The organism is Alicyclobacillus hesperidum subsp. aegles, assembly GCF_027923525.1.
GTDB lineage: Bacteria > Bacillota > Bacilli > Alicyclobacillales > Alicyclobacillaceae > Alicyclobacillus > Alicyclobacillus aegles.
In genome coordinates this window covers 190,118-212,106 of record NZ_BSBJ01000072.1, presented here as the reverse complement: position 1 = coordinate 212,106, position 21,989 = coordinate 190,118, and the positions used below count along the sequence as shown (strand labels likewise).

Annotated in this window: 26 protein-coding genes; 11 read left to right on the top strand and 15 right to left on the bottom strand. The window is 51.0% G+C overall.

All coding sequences use genetic code 11. From position 1 onward, the window contains the following. Nucleotides 1–251: 251 nt before the first annotated feature. Both QMF38_RS14550 and QMF38_RS14910 read left to right on the top strand, forming a co-directional pair. The gene (locus QMF38_RS14550) at nt 252–782 is read left to right on the top strand and encodes a hypothetical protein (RefSeq protein ID WP_281759861.1); all 531 of its coding nucleotides are present in this window, start codon (nt 252–254) and stop codon (nt 780–782) included. 59 nt (nt 783–841) lie between these two features. Beyond that, nucleotides 842–1,162 carry a Rieske (2Fe-2S) protein gene (locus QMF38_RS14910; protein ID WP_390854757.1) on the top strand — a complete coding sequence of 107 codons (321 nt, stop codon included), beginning with the start codon at nt 842–844 and terminating at the stop codon, nt 1,160–1,162. A 189-nt stretch (nt 1,163–1,351) separates the two neighbouring features. Here the strand turns inward: QMF38_RS14910 and QMF38_RS14545 are convergent, their stop codons facing one another. The 4 genes from QMF38_RS14545 to QMF38_RS14530 are packed head-to-tail and all read right to left on the bottom strand — an operon-like array spanning nt 1,352 to nt 3,751. Beyond that, a complete protein-coding gene (locus tag QMF38_RS14545) occupies nt 1,352–1,645 on the bottom strand; it encodes a metal-sulfur cluster assembly factor (protein ID WP_083496272.1) in 294 nt (97 codons plus the stop codon). Nucleotide 1,646: 1 nt separating this feature from the next. Continuing rightward, nucleotides 1,647–2,966, bottom strand: coding sequence for a hypothetical protein (locus tag QMF38_RS14540; RefSeq protein WP_281759860.1), 1,320 nt, complete (start codon nt 2,964–2,966; stop codon nt 1,647–1,649). 24 nt (nt 2,967–2,990) lie between these two features. After that, complete coding sequence (locus tag QMF38_RS14535; protein WP_281759859.1) at nt 2,991–3,458, bottom strand: DUF2249 domain-containing protein; 468 nt, start codon at nt 3,456–3,458, stop codon at nt 2,991–2,993. A gap of 17 nt (nt 3,459–3,475) precedes the next feature. Further along, nucleotides 3,476–3,751 (bottom strand): DUF2249 domain-containing protein, encoded by a 276-nt coding sequence (locus QMF38_RS14530; protein ID WP_281759858.1) that lies wholly within the window; start codon nt 3,749–3,751, stop codon nt 3,476–3,478. A 266-nt stretch (nt 3,752–4,017) separates the two neighbouring features. Between QMF38_RS14530 and QMF38_RS14525 the strand changes: the two genes are divergently transcribed. From QMF38_RS14525 to QMF38_RS14515, 3 genes are read left to right on the top strand one after another with little or no spacing between them, the layout of a single operon-like run. Next, on the top strand, nt 4,018–4,257 hold the full coding sequence (locus QMF38_RS14525) for a DUF2249 domain-containing protein (RefSeq protein ID WP_006448243.1): 240 nt from the start codon (nt 4,018–4,020) through the stop codon (nt 4,255–4,257). Then, nucleotides 4,254–4,676 carry a hypothetical protein gene (locus tag QMF38_RS14520; protein ID WP_281759857.1) on the top strand — a complete coding sequence of 141 codons (423 nt, stop codon included), beginning with the start codon at nt 4,254–4,256 and terminating at the stop codon, nt 4,674–4,676. The genes QMF38_RS14525 and QMF38_RS14520 overlap by 4 nt, the downstream gene beginning before the upstream one ends. Next, entirely contained in the window at nt 4,651–4,989 is a 339-nt protein-coding gene (locus QMF38_RS14515) for a hypothetical protein (protein ID WP_281759856.1), read from the top strand. The genes QMF38_RS14520 and QMF38_RS14515 overlap by 26 nt, the downstream gene beginning before the upstream one ends. A gap of 157 nt (nt 4,990–5,146) precedes the next feature. On the opposite strand, the gene QMF38_RS14510 is transcribed toward QMF38_RS14515, so the two are convergent. Beyond that, a complete protein-coding gene (locus QMF38_RS14510; RefSeq protein WP_281759855.1) occupies nt 5,147–6,127 on the bottom strand; it encodes a multicopper oxidase domain-containing protein in 981 nt (326 codons plus the stop codon). A 147-nt stretch (nt 6,128–6,274) separates the two neighbouring features. Between QMF38_RS14510 and QMF38_RS14505 the strand changes: the two genes are divergently transcribed. The 3 genes from QMF38_RS14505 to QMF38_RS14495 all read left to right on the top strand — a co-directional run bounded on the left by QMF38_RS14505 (nt 6,275) and on the right by QMF38_RS14495 (nt 8,896). Next, nucleotides 6,275–7,234 (top strand): 4-hydroxy-3-methylbut-2-enyl diphosphate reductase, encoded by a 960-nt coding sequence (locus QMF38_RS14505; protein WP_281759854.1) that lies wholly within the window; start codon nt 6,275–6,277, stop codon nt 7,232–7,234. 91 nt (nt 7,235–7,325) lie between these two features. Further along, complete coding sequence (locus QMF38_RS14500; protein ID WP_281759853.1) at nt 7,326–7,586, top strand: amino acid decarboxylase; 261 nt, start codon at nt 7,326–7,328, stop codon at nt 7,584–7,586. A gap of 35 nt (nt 7,587–7,621) precedes the next feature. Continuing rightward, nucleotides 7,622–8,896 carry a hypothetical protein gene (locus QMF38_RS14495; RefSeq protein ID WP_281759852.1) on the top strand — a complete coding sequence of 425 codons (1,275 nt, stop codon included), beginning with the start codon at nt 7,622–7,624 and terminating at the stop codon, nt 8,894–8,896. A gap of 1 nt (nt 8,897) precedes the next feature. Here QMF38_RS14495 and QMF38_RS14490 read toward each other — a convergent pair whose 3' ends face one another. The 8 genes from QMF38_RS14490 to QMF38_RS14455 all read right to left on the bottom strand — a co-directional run bounded on the left by QMF38_RS14490 (nt 8,898) and on the right by QMF38_RS14455 (nt 17,056). Beyond that, nucleotides 8,898–10,193 (bottom strand): hypothetical protein, encoded by a 1,296-nt coding sequence (locus tag QMF38_RS14490; RefSeq protein WP_157057309.1) that lies wholly within the window; start codon nt 10,191–10,193, stop codon nt 8,898–8,900. 33 nt (nt 10,194–10,226) lie between these two features. Then, nucleotides 10,227–10,895, bottom strand: a complete 669-nt coding sequence (locus QMF38_RS14485; protein ID WP_058095778.1) for a Crp/Fnr family transcriptional regulator — start codon at nt 10,893–10,895, stop codon at nt 10,227–10,229. A gap of 67 nt (nt 10,896–10,962) precedes the next feature. Further along, nucleotides 10,963–11,985 carry a COX15/CtaA family protein gene (locus QMF38_RS14480; protein WP_058095779.1) on the bottom strand — a complete coding sequence of 341 codons (1,023 nt, stop codon included), beginning with the start codon at nt 11,983–11,985 and terminating at the stop codon, nt 10,963–10,965. Between the two features lie 61 nt (nt 11,986–12,046). Further along, nucleotides 12,047–12,970, bottom strand: coding sequence for a heme o synthase (locus QMF38_RS14475; protein WP_281759851.1), 924 nt, complete (start codon nt 12,968–12,970; stop codon nt 12,047–12,049). 89 nt (nt 12,971–13,059) lie between these two features. Continuing rightward, nucleotides 13,060–13,398, bottom strand: coding sequence for a cytochrome C oxidase subunit IV family protein (locus QMF38_RS14470; protein WP_281759850.1), 339 nt, complete (start codon nt 13,396–13,398; stop codon nt 13,060–13,062). 1 nt (nt 13,399) lies between these two features. Beyond that, nucleotides 13,400–14,038 carry a cytochrome (ubi)quinol oxidase subunit III gene (locus QMF38_RS14465; protein ID WP_083496271.1) on the bottom strand — a complete coding sequence of 213 codons (639 nt, stop codon included), beginning with the start codon at nt 14,036–14,038 and terminating at the stop codon, nt 13,400–13,402. Beyond that, entirely contained in the window at nt 14,035–16,008 is a 1,974-nt protein-coding gene (locus QMF38_RS14460; RefSeq protein ID WP_058095782.1) for a cbb3-type cytochrome c oxidase subunit I, read from the bottom strand. Before QMF38_RS14460 ends, QMF38_RS14465 begins: the two co-directional genes overlap by 4 nt. A gap of 19 nt (nt 16,009–16,027) precedes the next feature. Next, nucleotides 16,028–17,056, bottom strand: coding sequence for a ubiquinol oxidase subunit II (locus tag QMF38_RS14455; RefSeq protein WP_281759849.1), 1,029 nt, complete (start codon nt 17,054–17,056; stop codon nt 16,028–16,030). Nucleotides 17,057–17,484: 428 nt separating this feature from the next. On the opposite strand from QMF38_RS14455, the gene QMF38_RS14450 reads away from it, so the two are divergent. Then, nucleotides 17,485–17,724 carry an indolepyruvate ferredoxin oxidoreductase subunit alpha gene (locus tag QMF38_RS14450; RefSeq protein ID WP_058095784.1) on the top strand — a complete coding sequence of 80 codons (240 nt, stop codon included), beginning with the start codon at nt 17,485–17,487 and terminating at the stop codon, nt 17,722–17,724. 204 nt (nt 17,725–17,928) lie between these two features. Beyond that, entirely contained in the window at nt 17,929–18,489 is a 561-nt protein-coding gene (locus QMF38_RS14445) for a hypothetical protein (protein WP_157057310.1), read from the top strand. An 81-nt stretch (nt 18,490–18,570) separates the two neighbouring features. Here QMF38_RS14445 and QMF38_RS14440 read toward each other — a convergent pair whose 3' ends face one another. Both QMF38_RS14440 and QMF38_RS14435 read right to left on the bottom strand, forming a co-directional pair. Then, nucleotides 18,571–19,245 (bottom strand): response regulator, encoded by a 675-nt coding sequence (locus QMF38_RS14440; RefSeq protein ID WP_281759848.1) that lies wholly within the window; start codon nt 19,243–19,245, stop codon nt 18,571–18,573. Nucleotides 19,246–19,290: 45 nt separating this feature from the next. Continuing rightward, complete coding sequence (locus QMF38_RS14435; RefSeq protein ID WP_281759847.1) at nt 19,291–20,145, bottom strand: cupredoxin domain-containing protein; 855 nt, start codon at nt 20,143–20,145, stop codon at nt 19,291–19,293. 299 nt (nt 20,146–20,444) lie between these two features. On the opposite strand from QMF38_RS14435, the gene QMF38_RS14430 reads away from it, so the two are divergent. Further along, nucleotides 20,445–21,920 carry a PAS domain S-box protein gene (locus QMF38_RS14430; protein WP_281759846.1) on the top strand — a complete coding sequence of 492 codons (1,476 nt, stop codon included), beginning with the start codon at nt 20,445–20,447 and terminating at the stop codon, nt 21,918–21,920. The last annotated feature ends 69 nt before the right edge of the window (nt 21,921–21,989 follow it).

The following is a 21,989-nucleotide window of genomic DNA, read 5'->3' as shown; positions in this document are numbered from 1 at the left end:
CCTCCATTGGCACTCGCATCCTTCGAGCACCACGGCAGATGATGTTGCCTAATGAAATCGTGGCATACTTTGGGCTCTACTTCTGTGCGTTACGTCACGATTTCACGTGCCAAGATGCATCTGTATTCTGAACGATTAAAGAACGAGCGAACGTATATGGGTAAACCGTGATACATCTCACACGATAGGTTAACGACCTTCCGTATTGTCGAACTAGGCTCAAAGAGTACATCTACGGAGGCAAGATAGCCATGAAAATCGTAGAAGTCGACACTCGAGGTGGATCACTGGCTGATCTAACGCTACTCAACTCGTTTTTACAATCCGCTCATATTCATGATACAAACCTGGTATTACAAGTGCGCACACCATTTCGTCCGATCGCGCTTCACCGCACCATGGAGTCCTATGGATATCTGCATACTACCCTAGAAATTACAACTACGGATTTCATGACACAATATTACCCTGCTGGTCTGGGAATCAATCGCTTTCTCGTAGACTCGCGTGAACAAGATTCAAAGTCCTTCCGCACACTGCTACGTTGGTTGTTCGACGTTGCGAAAGAGCAGGTACAACCACCAGCGCTGCTCATCTTGCCCAGTGAAGATCTGGCTAAGTTCACTCGCCAACTCGAATACACCTTACACGATTGCTGCTTTGAGTATCGATTGGAAAAGCGAATATGGCCAGGGGGATCTGGAATCTGGGTGCTTATCCATCCACATTCTTCACACAGCGACCCACAATTGCAGGAAACAATACTGTCTGCCCACGTTTAAAAAGGACTTACTGGTTTCGGCTTGCCGATTGGGAATTGTCATCACCGAAATAGAGGAGGATGAGTGTCGTGTCTTGGTATCGTGTTTGTCATAGTTCAGACGTAGCGGTGGGGAGTGTGCAAGGCTTCTCTGTTAACGGGATTGAGGTCAATCTCTACCACCTTGAGGACGGATGGTTCGCAACCTCTGGCATCTGTACTCACCAAGATTGTTCTTTGTCCGATGGTGATATAGACGGAAATGAGATTGTTTGTAGATGTCACGGTGGAGCATTCGACATTCGAACAGGTGATGCTACACGCATGCCGTGCACCATTCCATTGGAGACCTTCCGCGTACGAATTCACAATGAATTTGTCGAAATCGAAATCGATTCGTAGCCATCAGCACGGCTTCGAATCGAGAACGAATGGAATGGTTGACGAGGGGTGGCTGATGCGCATACCCAAAGATTCAGAGGGGCAATGATGCGGAAAAACGCGACGCACGACATGCAGTTTTTCCGCACACACAACACAATGAACGTCGACTCAGATATCCCGAAATCAGTAGGCCTAACCGACTGTTGCTTAGATGAATCCCAATTCCCTGCGTGCATCGATACTCATCATCTCAGGCGACCAAGGCGGGTCCCAGACGACGTCGACGTAGACCATTGCGACACCAGAGGCCTGCGCTGCTGCCCACTCTACGTTTTCGCTAATCATATCATGTGCTGGACAGCCCGGCGTTGTCATGGTCATTTCAATATATAAACTTCCTTCCTCACGCTCTTCCATTTTATAAATAAGACCCAGATCTACGACATTGACACCGATTTCGGGATCATAAACTTGTTGTAACTTTGCGCGCACATCATCCATATCAATCATGGCGAAATAACTCCTTTCTCAGCGTCGGCAATTTTAAGACGCGCAGCATTTGCACACTAAACATAACGATAGCAAGGCCAATGACCATGCATCCCCCAATCACGCCTGGAGCCCACGACACCGACGCCGCAGTGGTGCCTGCGATGATCCCGGCAATGAGCCCAATAAACACTGGCCGGGAACGCCTTACGTCAATTAAATCGGAAATGAGTATAGGCTTACCCTGGCGCGTTGCCTGCGCCCTGCTGTGCCGCTTCGTCCAAATAAGAAAGGGAACAATTTTATATGCAAACCCCATGACGGTCATGGTCACGACCCCGAGCATATAAAACATCACGATGATCTGCCAGCCAGCCTCACCACCGCGCCAGAACAGGCGCAGTAAGAACAAACACAGCCCGAAAGACCCCATCACGACTGCAGAAACAACCCCCCAAATAGGCCACTCCACCTTTTTTCGCATACGGTTCTTGATAATGTCCTTCATATCCCATAAATGGATTATTAAAGTCAGTAAACCACAAATCACGCCTAACCAGAACAGAATGGGGATGGCAACCCAAATCGCGGCTATGATCACCCAGACACTCACATGTGCCAAGCGAAGTGTCCACTTCTGGCGCCATGTCGAAAACCCGTGAGCCAAGGTAAACATAGGCAAAAGCTTTAAACTGAAACCCAGAATCAAAAACGTAAAAAAACCGCCAGCTGCCAATACAATGTGTGTTGCAATCAACTGCCCGATAGCCAAATTGAGTGCTGGAACAAATCCCGAATCAGCTAAAACCAGCAAAACCGCGACACTGACTGCGAGTATGAGATACACGTGTGCGGACAGGACAAACCCAAACATTGGCCCACGGGCCTTGGTCTTCACTAGCGAAGTGAGCATTACGGCGCAATACAGATATAGTGAGATCACTGTGACAAAGCCAAAGACGAGCAATCCAAGCGGCCACCATCGGCTCATGGACGTAAACAATCCAACGACACCAATTAGGTATATCCAAAAATTCCATCGAGCCACGGTGACACTTGCAATGGGAATCAGAAAAGCAACGGTCGTGAGCTGATAAACTGCCCCCATAACAAAGGACAAAAGCGCCCCTAGTGTCAAAGCGTGTGTAAGAGCAACCACATTCGGCGTGCCTGGTACACCGCGGGCAAACGTCAAGGATTGGAATGCGAAGTCTACCGCAAACAATCCAAAACATATGACACCAAGCAACATATAGCGGATAGGCACTGCGAAAGGTGGCGATTGGCTTGTGCTGATCCCCCCCATCACAGGGGCGCCCGCAGACGTTTGCAAGAAACCCACCTTCTTTCGAAAAAATTATGCTCGACGAATCTTTACACGAACTGTCCCATCCCCTTCGTCCTCTACCTGGAAGTTGTAGTTTCGCTCGTCCAACTCCGGCAATAAGAATGCAGGAACCCGTACATTCCAAATTTCCAGACCAAGCTCTCCCTCAGTGCAAGCCTTATGACTGTCCAGAAAATCAAGGGTTCGAACCATGGGGCCGGGCGGATCGAGTTCACGATTGTCCAAATGAAAATACGGAATGTCCGTGTCTTCCTTATAGAATTGCACGATAAAGTGATCCGGCTCCTCTTCTACCACGGAATTTGCAAATCCTTGTTTTGCAAGCACGCGAATTAAAGGATCAGGCCTAAAGGTAGCGTGAAGTTCAAAAACGTCGCGATCACCCACTGTGCTGACCGTCTCCATGATGAGCTGGAAGGGTTCTCCCTTTGCTCGAAGGATTTCTCGGACATCCAATGAAACAATTTTCCCTGACATACGAATCCCCCCTATGGTTATTCCACTTCGACCTCTTGCACCAAACTAACAGCTGCAGGTCTAACTTTTCGAATCTCCACCTGCCAGCATTCCGGCCCCCGCTCCAGGTAATTCCATTGGAATTCTTGCCCGCACTCTGCATCCAATTGGTAATACAATGGTTTCGGGTCGTGATCATTGATAATGAGCATCGCTGAACCCGGGCTGAGTGCGTTCCAAATTGAGAAAATTGCATGATGCTTTACTTTCGATGCAAACTGGCGGACGTCGATGGCCGCCGCAAAATAGTTCATGCCACTCTCCCCTTTTCGCCTCTTCCGCACCATGACAGAGCTACTCCTGCTTGATAACACAAAGCTTTACGCAGGGACGAATGCGAAACGCCGCCCCATGCAAGACCACCGAGAGAAGACAGCCAGTTTTCCCGCAAACCTCACTCTCGCACGTTTAGACTAAGCGTATTCCTGCGCATCGAATGTGACTTTCGTCACGTTCTCGCGTATTCGGCCAGCGTAGACTTCACGGTGTAACCAGATAACAGTCCAAGGAGGCCATTATCGTGAATGAATTTGCGGCGACCGTAAACGCGACCGAATATCCACCGCACCAAAAGCACAAAGTGATTTTCCAGACCTTTGATAATCTCCGCCCAGGCGAAGCCATGTTGCTGGTCAATGATCACGATCCGCAGCCGTTACACTATCAGTTCGAACTGGAACGCCCAGGCATTTTCTCATGGGAATACCTTGAACGAGGACCTGAAACTTTCCGCATACGAATCGGGCGAACTGGAGCATGACTGCACGCGTCGAGTGGCTACCCCTTGGCCACGTGACACATGGTTATCGTCGTGTTTTTGTGGTCTATGAAAACGGAATTTTACGCCACGTCATCAATTTGGCACACATGCCGTACGAGTCGGTATTTCGGGTCAAGCAGTTGGCGACTGCTGCGAGGGTGGACGATCCGTCCTTATGGTGGGGGCTTTCGGTGATAGCCAAACTTGTGTCAGACGGAACATTGCTAAGTTCAGAAAACCCCGAGACGGCCGATGACGGGTATCTGCAGATTCGCCCGCAAGTACCGTCACCTGATGAACTTTTGCCGCTATCTGTCTACCGGGTTGCAGTAGAGAAAAATGCCCTTTGCTTCCCACTCGAAAGAACCTCGCAATGCGAACAGGAGGGAATATATGGCGGACATCCAACTCATCAATGAACACACAATCCGCATATCTGTAGATCTCACTGACGCTATACACATGATCGACGAGGCGTCGCGCAACGTAAAGGCATATGCGCACGATATTGTGACGATTTTTGAGAAGATGCCTGCCTTCGATTACACGAGCTTTTGCTTCTATGCCTACGATAGCGCCGAGCTTTTCGAGTTCATACTTGGCGTGGATCCAAGAAAATACCGATCCTTTTCTTTAGATGCGCCAGACTCCTTTTTCTTTACTTTATATGGAGGAATGGCGGCACTGTACGATATGGCTAAAAAGTACTTGCCCGAAGATCAATCCGCGTGACAGGTTCCGTCCGCTCCTACAGGGAAATCGGCTCCCATCGCATCTTGTTCCGTTGTTATCGAATTCGGAACGAAATGCAATGGGAGCTTTCTGTGAAACCATCGCAGTTAGCAACATGGCTCAGGAGATCGAATGAACCGGATTTCGTTTTCGCGGACTATTGGTGTACGACAAACTCCCCCGTCGCACCTTCTTCCATTTGGTTCATTGCGTGCGATACGAACGAGTACTCGCCAGGAGCTGTGAAGAGCAAGTGGATTAGCACACCATCCCCAGGTGCAACTGTGCATGTCTGCACGCCATATGTGTTGTTCCTGGGGTCCCCAGACTCCTGTACATCTCTCATAATGGCCCCCACGACGTGAAAGGCGGAAAAGTCATTCGGCCCTGCATTCACAAACGCAATCGAAATAGGTTGGCCCACTTTGACAATAAGCGGATGATCGACATACTCGTTCGCTTCACCGTTAAACACTACATATGTTGGAGATCCTTTGAGGACCTCGTTGATGTCCAAAGGCTTGTAAAACTCACTTTGTACGATCACGTAATTTGGCGGCATTCCTCCCTTTGGTGTCACGATGATGGCACCAAACATTCCCTGAGCGATATGTAGAGCCATCGGTGCACTTTCACAGTGGTACATAAACACGCCCGGTGTCGACGCATCAAATTCAATTGTCTTCGAAGACCCAGGAGGCACATCGGTAAAGGCTTGGTTTGGTGGAATTTGTGCGGCATGAAGATCAATTGAGTGAGCCATGCGTGGATCTAAATTCACCAAGGTCAGCTTCACATGGTCGCCTTGGCGTAAATAAAGTACGGGGCCAGGGACCGTACCGTCAAACGTCCATGCAGGAAACTGTACTCCGGGTGCGATGGTAACCTTGGTCTCTTCAGTGTACATTGTGATTGACACGCGGCTCCCATTGCGTACAACCAGGGCACGTTTTGGCTTTTGATCTAAGCCATCTATGGCCGGCGATGATCCCGACGCACGTTGGCTATCCTGATTTGCCCGGCGATCCAGAGTATGCATTTTTGCTTGTGGCGCAAAGCACCCTGTTGCAGCGACCAACAGAGAAGCCCCAATACTAATGACCGCCCAAAGCCTCGAACTCTTAAGTCGATGCGGCATAAAATCCCCCCGTCTAGCATGTTAGCGTGCCTCACTTTCCCTGCCTGTGACCCAAGTCACGAACCCTCTATGTGATCCGACACACATTCCGCTGTGTGGACTTCTGTCATTCTGAATACGCAGCAAATGAAATGGGGGGCGAATACGATGCGCGTCATTCGCATTACACCACGGGGGTATTGCCACGGGGTTGTCGGGGCTATGAACATTGTCCAAACCGCTATCGACAATTCCTCGCTACCTCGCCCAATTTACATCGTAGGGATGATCGTTCACAACCACCATGTCGTGGATGCCTTTGATCGTGAGGGCGTCATAACCCTGGACGGTGGAACGCGTGCGCAACTTCTTGATCAGGTAACGAGTGGTACCGTGATTTTTACCGCGCACGGCGTTTCGCCACAAGTTCGCAAACGTGCAGCGGAACGGGGCTTACACGTGATTGATGCCACATGCCCGGACGTAGAACGTACGCATGAGTTGATTCGGGATCGCGTCGCAAACGGATATGAAGTGATTTATGTCGGCTGCAAAGGCCATCCAGAGCCAGAAGGGGCAGTAGGGATCGACCCCAAGCACGTACATCTCATTGAAACGCCAGCTGATTTGGAGGCACTGCACATCGACTCGGAAAAAATTGCGGTGACCAATCAAACGACTCTAAGCCAGTGGGATACGGCACTACTGATGGAGCAAGTCAAACGTCGCTTTCCGACGGCCGAAGTGTATAACGAAATCTGTATGGCTACACAACTGCGCCAACAAGCTGTTGCCGATCTCGCTGGTCAGGCAGACCTATGCATCGTTGTTGGTGATACGCGCAGCAACAACTCGAATCGCTTAGCGCAGGTGGCCGAAGAAATTGCCCAGATCCCTGCACATCTCGTCTCCGACGTGGCACAGATCCGGCCTGACTGGTTGCGTGGTGTGCGGACCGTTGCTGTGACATCAGGAGCCTCAACCCCGAGTGCGATCACCCGAATGGTCATTGAATACCTGGATCAATTCGATGAAAACGATACCTCGACGTGGCAGCCTCAGCGCTCGGTTCGAGATGCGCAAATACTGCCAAAGCCACATCGCTCGGCACGGTTACACAACGCTTGATCCCGTATCACACTGTGCCGTAAGAGTGGAATTCGTACACGCCGGAGCATCGTGACAAAAAAGGAACAATAGTGGGGAAAGGAAGAATCGCATGGATATTGCTGAACAGCTGGTGGTGCATCGCAGTGGTGCAGTCTTGAGCATAGATGCGCGTGAAGCCATTCGCAACGGATTTCATCCTAGACATGAAATTCTTCAGATGGTAGATCAGGCCCCCTTCGGGACACTATGTGAAATCCACACGCCGCATCGACCTGGGCCGCTTATTTCAGCGATTAAAGGCCTGGGATTAAATGTCGTGACTACGGAAGTGGAGCCTGGGCACTGGCGGCTACGCGTGATGAAAATGTGACACTTGATGAGTGAAAACAAGGAGTCCGATGCGGAATGCGTGATGCAATCCCGACAAAAAAGCGTCTTTCAGCTACGGTGTACTACCTCCTCACAGGTCTGTGTCTGGGTTGGCCCAGCTTGGCTTCACTCGGTGTCCTATTGCCAGACTGGCGGCGCGGCGAGGTGACATTCCCCTTGTCGCTCGCTGCCATCCATTTGTTCATACTAGGTTCTATGCTCACCGTTGCATTTGGTGTCCTGTTTCAGATAATACCCATTGCCTTTCAGGCTCCACCAATACCGCGCCATGTTCTGCGCTGGCATCTCCCTATACATGTGGCTTCGGTTGCTTCCATGACGGCTGGATTTATCACCTCAAGCTTTACCGTTGTCGCAGCAGGTGGAGCTATTCTATTCGCAAACACTGCTTTATACTTCGCCTTTGTCGGTCATCATTATGTTCGGGCACGTAACAAGACGCCCGTGTACCGAATCCTAGGTCTCCCTGTAACGGTCTTATGGTTCGTCATGCTGCTCGGCCTGTTCCAAGCTACCTTTCCAAACAAGGTGTTTCTGGCTGTTTTGTTGACACATATCATGCTCGGTGGTTTAGCATTTTGGGGCGGTCTCGTGATGGTCTTGTCGTACAAGTTGGTACCGATGTTCGTCATTAGCCATGGCTGTCGGGTGTCCTTGGCTGCCACCGCCTCATTCTATTACAGTGGCGTGTTGCTCTGGATTGTCTCGACTTGGTATTCAGCAGGAAACACAACATACGTATTGAGAGACGTCGGTATAACGACCCTGCTTATTGGCTTGATAGGTTATACACGCGATATGTTTCGGATCGTCAGAGCGCGGAAAAAAAGAAGAATTGCCTTTCCTATATATGAAGCCCTGGCTGCAATGGCATTGTGTATCGCGGGTGAACTGGGCATTGCAATGTCAACACTTGTTTCCTTACACTCAATGCTGTTTGTCTCCATCTACGTTTTCGGGTTTGGCGGACTCGTGGCTCTCATGTACGCATATATGCAGAAAATCGTCCCATTTCTATGGTTTGAATATCGATTCAGCAAACGCCCAGAAAGGAAGACTGCGCCTCTCATCGATGATATGGTGCCGCGGCGAACGGCCCTGACCAGTATGCTACTCTATTTTGGGGGCACGATCGTCGGTGCCATAGCGCTCACTGTTGGGAAGGGTAGCTTGGTCAGATGGGCCTCTTGGGTAAGCGATCTCGCGATGACCGGTGGAAGCATGCTTTTGTTCTTGTCCCTACGCCATGTACTGACAATTGGCGGCAAAAGACCGGACGACCATTTGTGACTCATACCTTCTGGTTCCGCACAGGGGCAAACACCCAGATTAAGATGAAACCCAAGGCGCCACCCCATGCCAAAGAGCCACCGGCGGCGAGAAGCAAAAACGTATTACCTGGAAATCCAAGTTGTAACCCGCCAAAGGCCAGAACCAGCAGCAAAGAACCCAGAATGGAACAGCTGATTTGGGCCAAAGGGATGACATACCCAGGCGGTTGCCGGTGCAAGAGATGAGGAAAGAGCATATAGCCAATGCCATACACGAGGTTCGTAGCAAAACCAAGAAATAGAAGGTGCAACGCCAATAAAGAAAAGGGGTTTACGCCACAGATCAACGCAACTCCAAGTGTCACGCAGAATGTCCAGGCAGCTATCCAAGCGATGCGACTCGCGCTGGACGGGTACACACCTGTCAACTTTGGTTTGTATGCACGTGATGCAAGTAGATACACAGCTCCGTATACGACAATGACAGCTCCTAGGATGCGACTTGCGATGTGTGAGATGACCGAGTCAAAGAGTTCACCTGCCACGCCACAAACGATAGCGGCAACCCAAATGTGCTGCAAGCTATTGGCGAGCCTTCCACCCAAACGAACTCTCATAAAGCGCGGAAAAAGATGAAGCGATACAGCGAAAATGGCACCACCAATCCAACCATAGTACACCAAGAATTCGCTTGCTGGTGTGGTGAGCATTGTGGTACTAGGGCTGCGAATGGCGGATCCAAGCATCCATCCTGTCCCTACCAAGAAGAGCATCAGCGAAATGTCTGTTCCTCTTTGCCCAATGCGATCCGTGCCCTGAAATTGTGGTGAACGGCGCAACGAAACCAGCACAGGTGCCAGGTTTGTATCCTGCTCCCCCTTGTCGACTCGATCCGCCATGCTGTGTAACCGCTTGCGCACGGCGACGGACAATAGAATATTTGCAAGGAAAATGGCTGGCGCCACACATTGCAAGGTGAGGCCTAGCACAAGGCCCAATCTCCAGCCATAGACTACTGCGCAAACCGTCAGCGCGATCGCCAGTTCGGCGCATGCCACGTGGATCCACCCCACCCAGGCCTTTGGCGGGCGAAGGCCTGCAGATATCGCGAGCACTGCGTACGTCATACCGTAGATGAGCATGGTAAGCCATCCAAACGGGTTAATTTCGGCATGTATCATCCCAATTCGCGCCCACGATAGCGGCTGAATAGCCATCCATCCCCCTAGACTGGCACCGACAAGGAAGTTCGCAAAGGCTAGACCCACAAATATCCCCGACAATCTACCGGTGGGACTCTCCGTGTAGGCTTTCATGTGTTAACCATTCATCTCCTGCCATGCAACCCTTCATTGCAATCTTTCGAAGTTGAATATCCATTCATCCCGTTGGCCGCTGAGCACACCTTCGCGTCGCAACTGGTTCCATATGCGATTGACTGACTCGCGTGTCATGCCAATCATGTTCGCCATTTCCCCGTGCGTGATGGGGAGCTTTACATGAATCCCGTCTGCATGCGGCTCCCCATATTCTTCGGCGAAGTGCCGAAGCAGTGCGATCACGCGATCATGTGAATCGTATGATGCCAGTTCCTGCAGTTTGGACTGTAGCAAGAGAATTCGCTCGCCCATCACTCGCATGACTTTGCGTGCAATTTCGGGCTTTTCCGTCAATAACTGATCGAATGGGCGACAACGAATGGACAAGAGAATACTTGGCTCCATCGCCTCTGCGGTGGCCGGATACGGGGTGTCCTGAAAAAAACCGACATGCGGGAACATACTGCCACGGCCAAGAATATTGATGATATGCTCTCGTCCTTCGTCGTCCACTTTGAACGTCTTAATCAATCCACGGCGAATAAAATAGACAGCTTCCCGTTCTTGCCCTTCCATGAAAACGTAATCGCCCCGTTGATAGTGGTGCTCAACCGTAAGTTGATAGACGTGTGCCAACTCTTCCGCTGTCAGGTCCTTAAACAGCGAAATCTGTCTTAAGAGTTCCGCAGACACCGACATCAAAGCATCCCTCCCGATGATGCAGTATGACCCAAGCCAAGGGCTCAAATATCCTATAATTTGACCCCTAGCTGATCCGAAGCAAGGCTCCACGGTCTTGATGTCGCCGTAGATGGCGCTCTTGTAGCATCGTCCAGCCCATATAACACTGCGTCGCAAACAACAAAGAGACGTTTGTCACATGCAATAAAAATGCAATCTCCGAGAGATGCGTCGCGATGAGAAGCCACCCGAAAAAGGCTTGCAAACAGACAAGTACGAAGGCCGCACAGCTTAAAATCCACTGCCGTCGATGCGAATGTCGATGGCGCCATGACTGATAGACCAACACTGCCATCCAAATGACATAGCCCAGCGCGATCGAGCGATGCAGAATGTCAATCCATAGTGCTGTCCCCGCGATTGCAAACGATTCCGTCGGGACCGGGAATCCACGGAAGAAGGATCCGTATCCCGTGCTTGCAACATACGCCCCGACGTAAATCGCTCCGTATCCGTAAGGGACGGACCACCAAACAAGCCGCGAGAAGGTTCTCGCCCAACGCTCGTTTTCCTGCTCGTTCCCGCCCATCCACCTGATACCCGCGACGCCCGCTGAACCGAAACGCCTGCCATCCGCCTGACCGATGACGCCGGTGATAAGCACCATGGCGACGAACGTGATCAGCGCGATGCCCATATGCGCTGCCATCACGGCGGGCGGATTGACAAACAATACGGCAAGGGCACCCAGTGCTCCTTCTAATACGACGCCAAGCAATGCAAGGCCAAGTAGAATGCGCACGCTCACAATCCGTCCATATGAACGCCATGCAGCCACGGTAAAGCCAATGAGTACCCCTCCACCCAAGAGCACGCTCAACCGATGAAAGTACTCGATAAACGTGGCACGGGTCCAAACAGAGGGAATGATCTGCCCGTTGCACAAAGGCCAGTTGCGCCCACACCCCATCGCAGATCCCGTAATGGTATCCGTAAAACCAAGTGTATTCACGATAAAGATGAGGACGAGTGTAATCACGGACAGCCAATATACGCCAGAGTGTTTCCGCGGCGAGTTTTTTGCACTGCGCCGGTGCTCTCTTCCCATAGGCGATCACGTCCTTCACATCACCCGAACGGAAACGTTTTTCTACAAGGTGTTTATGACTTTACACAAGTGCACAGATGGCCATGATTGTAAAGATTGCCGGAAGATATAAGAGCGAAGCAAAGAAAGTGCGCTTAGCCCATGCGCATTTTGTATCAGGTTCGGCAAGTAGGCGCACGTTGACACAAAGGAAAGCAAGACCCAGTACACTCGCCGCTACAAGATAAAGCAACTTCGCGTGCATCACGGGGGTTAAGGCCAGTGATGCCGCGAACAATGCAACCGCATACGTCACCATCTGAAACTTTGTCGAGCGTGCCCCCTTTATAACAGGCATCATTGGCACACCTGCCCGCGTATAATCCTCGTTCTTGTACAGTGCCAAACCCCAGAAATGGGAAGGCGTCCACAGAAGGATCACTGCAAACATGAGCCACGCCATTGCACTCAAGTGTCCAGTGATCACAGCCCAGCCAACCAACGGTGGGAAAGCCCCTGCCCCCCCGCCGATCACGATATTCTGCGGTGTGCGTCGCTTAAGAAGCATGGTATATATGACGGCGTAGTAGACATAGCCTGCTCCTGCCAAAGCTGCAGAAATCCAGTTCACAGTAAGCGCGAGTAATAGTATGGATAGAACACCCAAGGCCAATCCAAATGTCAATGCCTTGCGCGGAGTCATCATACCGGCTGGGAGCGGTCGCTTCGATGTGCGTGTCATGATGGCATCGATATCGCGGTCGTACCACATATTAATGGCGGCTGCACCGCCAGCAGACAAACCTAATCCCAAGAGTCCAAGGATGGCCTTAGACACGGACGGGACCCCGTGTCCAGCCACGATCATTGCCGCAAAAGCGGTGAATAGCAGAAGTACGGCAATGCGTGGTTTGGTCAACGTTAAATAGGCTTTTGCAATGCGGACTGCATGGGCTATCTTGGATACATCCATTTTTGAAGCTTGATTTGCATGGGAGATACTCATAACCTCCCCACCTTTCCATTCAATTAGCCAACTTTGGTTTTGAGGAAACCAGCCGCTTTCGCGCACCAGTTTCCCCACATGGTGTCCTGTTACGAAACTTGCGCCATGAATGCCGGAAAGCCCATAATCCAGACTGACATCAACGCGATCGCGAACGTGAAAATGAGCCCTAAGACTAAAAACAACGCGTGAAACGGCGGTCCGTCTCCCTCTGTAATGTGCATGAAGAAGTACAACTGAACGACAATTTGCAATCCGGCCAAGATAGTGAGAACGACAATCAATGGTCCAACGCGCATGGTATGCGTGAGTGCCAGGCCGAACGCTACAGCTGTGAGAATCAAGGAACTGAGATAGCCGACAATATACTGAGTGGCTTTGTGCTTTTTGTGCCCCGGCTCCCGGGTGACGCCGCTGTGCACCGCCATGTTACATCACCCTCCCTGACAAATAGACGACCGTGAAAATGAACACCCAAACCACATCAAGAAAGTGCCAGTACAGATTGACCACGAATACCTTGCGCGCGGTAATCGGTGTAATACCCCTTTTTGCGACCTGCAAAAGCGTTAAGAACATCCAGACAAGCCCTACGGTGACGTGGCTGCCGTGCGTCCCAACCAAGGTGAAAAAAGCGGACAAAAATGCGCTTCGCTCCCACGTTGCACCGGCAGCTACGTCGCCGATGAATTCGTGAACCTCCAGTCCGATAAAGGCGAGACCAAGGGCAATGGTAACAGCTAACCAGGAAACCAGAGCCTTTTTGTTTCCATTGCGCATCGCGAGTGTCGACAGTCCGCCAGTAAAGCTGCTTGTCAAAAGGAAAAAGGTCTCAAGAGTAAACCCTGGAATATCAAAGATAGACCGGGCCGTTGGCCCACCGTCCGTATGTGTGCGAACCACCAAATAGGTCGCAAATAAGCAGCCAAACAACAGCATGTCGGTCGCGAGAAACAACCAGAAACCAAGAATTTTGACAGACTGGTTTGGATCTCTGTACTCCAGAGGCTTGTCACTCGACGTAACCCCGGAATGACCGCCGTACATTGCATCTGGCATTGCCATCATCCCAACCTCCCGAGTGTAGCTTCTGTTTCAACGACTTCGTGCACCGGAATGTGATAATCGTCGTTGTATTCCAACGCACGGGCAATCAAGCACGCAACCACTCCCGCAAGCCCAAGGAACCCTAACCACAATAAGTCAAAGACAAATCCGAAACCTGCTACGAAGAAAGCGAGACCCATGAGGAACGGACGCGCCGAATTTTTCGGCATGTGAATCGGCTTGATGTCCTCTGCCTTTGGCTTGAGTTCGTCGGTTCTACCTTGTTCCTTGAGTTCCCACCAGACATCACGGCTCGTAACGGTTGGAATGACGGCAAAGTTGTAGTGTGGAGCCGGCGACGGAAGCGACCACTCAAGCGTACGGCCGTCCCACGGATCGCCAGTCAAGTCGCGCTCGCCGTACTTCACGCTGTAAAGGACCTGAATCACGATGAATACAAAGCCAATAGCCATGATGTACGCGCCAATCGTCGAAATCAGGTTCAGCGTGTTCCATCCCATGTCCGCCGGGTAGGTATACATGCGCCGCTGCATACCCATGAAGCCAAGTGCGTATTGTGGCATAAAGCAAACGTAGAAACCGATATTGAAGAACCAGAACGCCCAACGACCGAGCCTTTCGTCCAGTTTGAATCCGAACATCTTGGGCCACCAATAGTACATGCCAGCCAACATCCCAAAGACGACACCACCGATCAATACCTGGTGGAAGTGTGCGATGAGGAAGTAGCTGTTGTGATATTGGTAGTCAGCTGGTGCTGCGGCAAGCATGATCCCTGTCGCACCGCCAATTGCGAAGCACGGCACGAAGGCAATCGTCCACAACATGGGCAACGTCATGCGTATCCGACCGCGGTACATGGTGAATAGCCAGTTAAACACTTTGACACCCGTCGGTATACCCACGAGCATCGACGCGACTGCGAAAAAGGTATTGACATCGGCACCGGCGCCCATCGTAAAGAAGTGGTGAGCCCAGACGAAGTAACTGATGACACTGATCAGCATGAGCGATGCCACCATAGAGCTGTAACCAAAAATCCGTTTACGCGCGAACGTTGCAACAACCTCGGAATACACGCCAAACGCCGGCAACACGACGATATAGACTTCCGGATGTCCCCAGACCCAGAACAAATTGACGAACATCATCGGATTCCCACCATGCAGGATGGTAAAGAAGTGCGTACCGAAGATGCGGTCAAGTGTCAACAAGGCAATCGCAATCGCCAAAGCCGGAAACGCAAAGATGATGACGACGCAAGCCGCTACGGTCGACCACGTAAAGAGAGGCATGTGCATCAACTTCATGCCAGGTGCGCGCATCTTAAAAATCGTCGCCAGGAAGTTGATGCCTGTCGCAATACTGCCGATACCCGTGATCTGCAAAGCAAGCAAGTAATAGTTTTCGCCTGGACCTGGATCAAACCCGAGTTCCGACAAGGGCGGATAACTGACCCAGCTTGCGTCCGGCGAACCACCGAAAACAAAACTCAGGTTGAAAAGCATGGCAGCAAAGAAGAACAACCAGAACGAGATGGCATTCAAGTATGGGAACGCCACATCGCGCGCGCCAATTTGCAGTGGCACGACAATGTTAAAAAGTGCAAAGATAAACGGCATGGCCATAAATAAAATCATGATGGTACCGTGGGTCGTAAAAATCTGATCGTAGTGTTCGGCGGATAAAAAGTGATTGTTGGGTATCGCCAACTGTGTGCGCAACAGTTCGGCATCTGCACCACCACGGAACAGCATCAACAACGCACAAATCAGGTACATGATACCAATCTTCTTATGGTCGACCGTCGTGATCCACTCTCGCCATAACCACTTCCACTTGTGAAAATACGTTAAGGCGAACACGATCCCGATGGAAACCAATAGAATCGCCACGTCGGAGCCCCAGATCATCGGGCCCTCTTTCCACATCAGATATTTGTCAGCGAATTGCATAAAACCTGATGGCATCTGCCACACTCCCTTCCGCTCACTTCTGTGAAGAGCTCGTGCCGGTGCTGGACATCGCGCTCATGTTGGTCATATTGCTCATACCTGACATACTGTCGCCCGAGCCGACTCCCATAGAGTTTGTATTCAACCCTGCTTTGAGCGGCGAACCAGTCTGGCTCATCATGTTCGGCATATACTGCCCACCATCCGCCCAAATCGTGCCGTTAAACAATCCTGGTGGGAACGAGCTATATGACTTTGTTCCAATCACGCTCGGCTGTTTGAGCTGAGCGTAGCCAGCTTTCGTCAAAGCCGGCGAACTAGCTTTGACCTGTTTCACCCAAGCTTGAAAGTTGCTATCCGATGTTGCGATCACGTTGAAGTCCATGTGAGCAAAACCAGCTCCGGTAAAGTTCGCGCCATGCCCGTAATAGGTTCCAGCCTTATCGGCTTCGAGCCAGAGGCGCATCGCCATGCCCGGCATCGTGTACTCTTGCCCACCTAGTTGTGGAACCCAGAATGAATTCATAGGTGCATCGGATGTCAACTCAAATTGAATCGGTACACCTGTTGGAATTTCGGCGTAGTTCACGGTTGCGATACCCTGCCCGGGATATTGGAACAACCATTTCCAATCAAGTGATGTCACTTGAATGGTGATTGGTGTGACATCCGCTGACTCAGCAGGCGGTTTGGTCAGAGCGAACGTCGTTTTTGCGGTAAATGCGCCAAGGACCCCTACGATAACGATTGGGATTCCCCACCACACGACCTCAAGCCCTTTACTCTCTGACCATTTCGGAGTATACGGCGCGGTGTTTCCCGGCTTATCGCGGTACCGCCAAACAATGTAGAACAGCAGGATGAGAACTGGAATAATGACAATGCCCACGAGGATCGCAGACATCACAATAAGATGCAATTCTTCTCGCCCCACAGGCCCGGCCGGATCGAGCACCATGTACTGGCGCCCGCAGCCAGTCGCAAAGAGCACCAATAGGGCCGCGCTCAAAAATGTGAGGCTTTTTGCTCGGCGTGGACTGTGCCCCGTTTTCAATCTGTTCACTCCTTCGTGTCCGAGGCTGATTCTCGTTACCTCGAATCGGCAAGTAGAGTCTTACAGCCTCCTAGTTTCCCTCGACGCCTGAAGGGTAGCACCCGACGCGTTTCGACATGTGTGCGAAATATCACACCCTGACAGCGACGCGGGATGGTGTTCACAAACTGTTCTCGTTTGCCTTCTACACGCCCCTTAGCGAAGGGACGGCTCCAGCTTACCCCCGGTGCACCGTTGGCTGAAGGCATAAGCGAACTAATTCCATTCATCCTTTTCTTCCATAGGAACGTGATCCGTTTGGACTAGTACGATGTGCCTAACGAAGAAACGACTAGGCCTTTGGTGCTCCATACCTCAAGTCGTGACAAAGCTCACAGAGGCTTGCGATGGAGCGTCGTAAGCTGAGATGGCTTCCTGAAGCGAAAGGAGGAAGGCCATTGGCATTTGTCATTACATCGCCGTGCATTGGTGAAAAAGCCGCAGATTGCGTCGAAGCCTGTCCGGTCGATGCCATCCATGACGCCGGTGAAACCTACTTGATTGATCCGGACGTTTGCATCGACTGTGGCGCCTGTGAACCTGTGTGTCCTGTCTCGGCCATTTTTCAGGAAGACAGCGTGCCGGATGAGGAACAACCGTGGATTTCCATCAACAGGGACTTTTTCCGCAACCGTTGACAAGAAGATGGAAGAAGGCCAGGGCTGCTCCCCACAGTGGGAGTAGCCCCTTTATGCTGTATGCAATTAGCAGATGTGCTGACGTAACTAGTACAAAAGGGTCGTGCGGATTGTAAGCAGTCTTGCTATAGTGGGGGAAGCCAATTTAGAGTAGATTTCGTTCCAAGCAGCGATACAGTGCCTACGGGAAAGTCGGTGGTTCTCGTGAAATGGAGTCGTTCATTGCATGCTGTACAGTCTTGGCTCGCCAAAACGGACCGCGCCGTCGTACGCACCATCGATGGCCACACCAATCTCGCGACAGCCGTTGTCGTGGTGGGCCTTTGTGTGTGGGGAATCGTTACGCAGCACTTGGGCTTTTCGATCGCGATTGTAGGCGTCGGCGCTCTTGCTTTTACTTTAGGGGCGACGCTATCTTTATTCGTCTCCGTAGTTCTGACTATTTTAAGCGTCAAAACAGGACATGGGTTCAACGCGACGCTGACAACGGCGCTCTTCGAATTCGTCGGCTATCTACTTGTGGCCCGTCTCGGTTTTAAGCATCGCCAGGAACAAAACGTCCTGCAGCAAAGGGGGCAGAATGCCATGACTCACCGCGATCAGGTCATGCCTTGGCACGTATCCAACGACATTCGAACCTCGTTGGCGGCGGTACGGTTTTTGCTTTTCCCAATTCGAGATGAACAAAACCATCATTCTGTCGATGAGGCCATGAATGAACTTTCTCGATTGGAAAAGTTGTTTGAAGAAATGGAAAAGAAATAGTCACCATAAATAGGCGTCTACTCAAGGAGTAGCCGCCACAACTGCAAAAAGTCCACAACTAACCGCTATTCTCTGTACCCATTATTCAGATCCTTCTTCGTTCGTATATCCTTCCCGCAGCGCATATGCGGCGGCTTGCACGCGATTACTTAGATGCAACTTTTCGAGAATGCTCCGCACATGATTGCGCACCGTATTCTCACTAATATATAAGGCTTTTGCGATCTCGCGGTTGGTTGCGCCCGTACTCAGTTTGCGCAACACCTCAAGTTCACGCTCCGTTAAAGCATCTACTTCCGGTTTCGCCTGCGCTTTCTGTGGCGATGAGAACTCGGTAATAATGTGCATGGCCAAGTCGCTGGGTATGACCGGCTCTCCTGCGTACACGCGCTGAATACTTTCGATTACCGCGACGGGATTCGCATTTTTCAATACATATCCAGACGCGCCACTCTTAATTGCATCGAACAGTGATTCCTCCGCACTTGATACCGTTAGGATCAGAATTCTGATACGTGGAAACTGCTGCTTAATCATGCGCGTAGCTTCAAGGCCACTACAAACAGGCATGTTAATATCCATTAATACGACGTCGGGCTGCTGGGTCGCGCACAACTCAAGTGCGACCTGGCCGTTTTCAGCCTGACCTACAACCTCAATTTCCGGAACCCCCCCAAGGATTGCACTTACACCTTGGCGGAATAGCTCGTGGTCGTCGACAAGTAACACGCGAATCGGATCTGTCCGCTCTGACATCCACATACACCTCACAATCTATAGCTAGATTCCACTAGCATCCTATCATGATGTCACGGAAATATCGCCCATCATGTACCCATTATGCATCATGGCCCATCCACCTGCTCCGGTATCACATGCAATGATACAGTTCCACGGAAACGTACCGGTCTTGTTTGGCGTAAATGTGAACGTCGTTTCGGAGGGTGTGCCTGCCCCGTTCGCGCCCGTGAATACCTCGTTAATACCAAGGCCGGGATCGGTTAGACTGTGGCTACCTGTATCGAAATTCTCGACGGTTACCTGCACGGGAATACCCTTTTGCACAGTAAAATCTGCGGGCGAATAGGAATCGTGCAACTTGCCATCCGCGACCGCGTAGTGAAACCCGTCCTTAATCGCAAGATAAATATATTGTTTGTTCTGATAGGGCACCACGTGCATGATCCCTTCCATAAACCCTTGATGATTCAATGCCCAGTGATCGAGGTGACCATCAGCCGAGGCTGTACACTGCCATGAAAAGGCCCCCTCCGCTGTTGGCGTAAAGGTAATCGTGGAAACCCCGGGCACGCCTTGCCTCGGTGCCGCCGCAATGTGTAATCGCAATCCAAGCATGGTATTCACAAGTGTGTATTGATTAGCACTGTAATTGTACACGCTCAACTTGACCGGCACGCCCTTTACGACCGTAAAATTGGGATTGGTAAACGTATCATGCAGCTTTCCATCTGCACCCAAGCGTGAACCGGGCAATACCGTTAAGGCAACGGTTTGCATGCTCAGTTTGGCTGCCGTATTCGTTGTCGACCCGGAATTCGAAACGGCAGGTGCATTTGGACTCGCCTGCCCAGCTGTGCCACACCCCGCAACACCCATAACAAGAAGAGCAGCGGCAACCCACGCAGTTCTCTTCATTGACTGATCCCTCCAATTCATTAAAATCCGTGTATGTCTACGTTTCCGTGAGTAGTCAAGCGAACACTCCCTGCAAGATCACATTACGCGCGAGTGAGCCATCTGCGTAGACAAGAATGAGCCATCTTCATAGAGACACCTTTAGTCTTAACCGACCAATCATCTAGTCCGGATGGACTATACCAGATAGTTCAAATGGGTGGGCCTGCGATATATGTCGTGTTATAGTGTTTGAGGATGTCCGAAATCAATCCAACTCATTTTACAGATAAAGCTCGGTTACGCATGGGGGTGAGGTCATGCTGAAAGAGTCCCTGCAGTCACTGGAGTTGATTGTGAAACGATTGACCGATCTGAACACTGCACTCGACAAGGCGTTAATTGTAGCCATCACAGATGTTCGCGGCGACATTACGTTTGCGAACACAAAGTTCTGTGAGATCTCCAAATATAGCCGCAAAGAATTGCTCGGCCAAAATCACCGAATTATTAACTCCGGTTATCACTCAAAGGAATTCTTTAAAGATATGTGGCGAACCATCGCAAATGGACGCATTTGGACTGGAGAGGTAAAGAATCGAGCGAAAGACGGTTCATTTTATTGGATGGACACCATCATCGTTCCCTTACTCAATGAGTCAGGAAAACCATATCAGTATGTGTCCTTCCGCAACGATATCACAGCCCGAAAACTTGAGGAAGAAAAAATAGACGTACTCATCAAGACCATGCCAGACGTGGTCATCTTTCAGGACGGTGCCGGACATTGGTTGCTGGCGAACGCGGCAGCCATCGATTTATTCCGACTGAACAAGGACACCTACCAAGGCCTGCAAACGGACGAGATCGTCAAACAAGATTCGGTGCGTTCTACGTGGCTCCACAAGTTTAACGCAACGAATGAGAGTGTGTGGGAACTCGCTCAACCTGTGCGCGAAGAGATTTTGCTTGAGCAAGCCAACGGAGTGCCCATGACGTTTGAAGTCACGAAAGCCCCCGTCTTTCACAACGATGGCCAACGTAGCGGACTCATCCTGATTGGCAGAGACGTCACCCGGCGGCACCAGGCAGAGGAAGCATTGCGCAGATCCGAAACCATCGCAGCCATCGGTCAACTTGCCTCTGGCATTGCGCATGAAGTACGTAATCCACTGGCAGGAATCAAATGGGCAATGGAATCGTTGCGTAGCAAACACCCAGACAGCCTGGATCAACTGAATATGATCATGGCTGAATTGGATAGGATTGACAGTATCGTCGGGGAACTTCTCACGCTGGCAAAGCCACATGAGGCACAACATGGCTATGTACACATTCACGACGTGCTACAAGGCGTCATCACACTGATGACCGGTAATGCGCGGAAGAACAAGGTGTCGATTCAATTCGTTGTGCCTGACACATTGCCACGTATTCATTGTGATCCGCATCAGTTGAAGCAGGTTTTCATCAACTTGCTGAAAAACGCGATTGAGGCCATGCCAGATGGCGGCACCGTCCGCATCGAAGGTGTGGATAATCCACGTGCTCGTCGTATCGTGGTTCGTCTAATAGATGAAGGAACAGGCATTCCTGAGCACTTGTTGCAGCGCCTGGGGCAACCGTTTATATCCACAAAGGAGAAGGGAACAGGCCTGGGCCTGATGGTTACGAAGAAGATCATTCAGGATCATCACGGAGCCTTGACGTTTAGAAGGAATGATCCGCGTGGGACAATCGCTGAAGTCGAACTCCCGTACGACTGGTTGCACAGTTCCTACAACGCGGCACCCTAGGTGAACAGCCGATAAGGTAACCTAATCTTGTCGCGCTTTCCGCCGCTCCATGCGCAGCGCGTGTTCAAG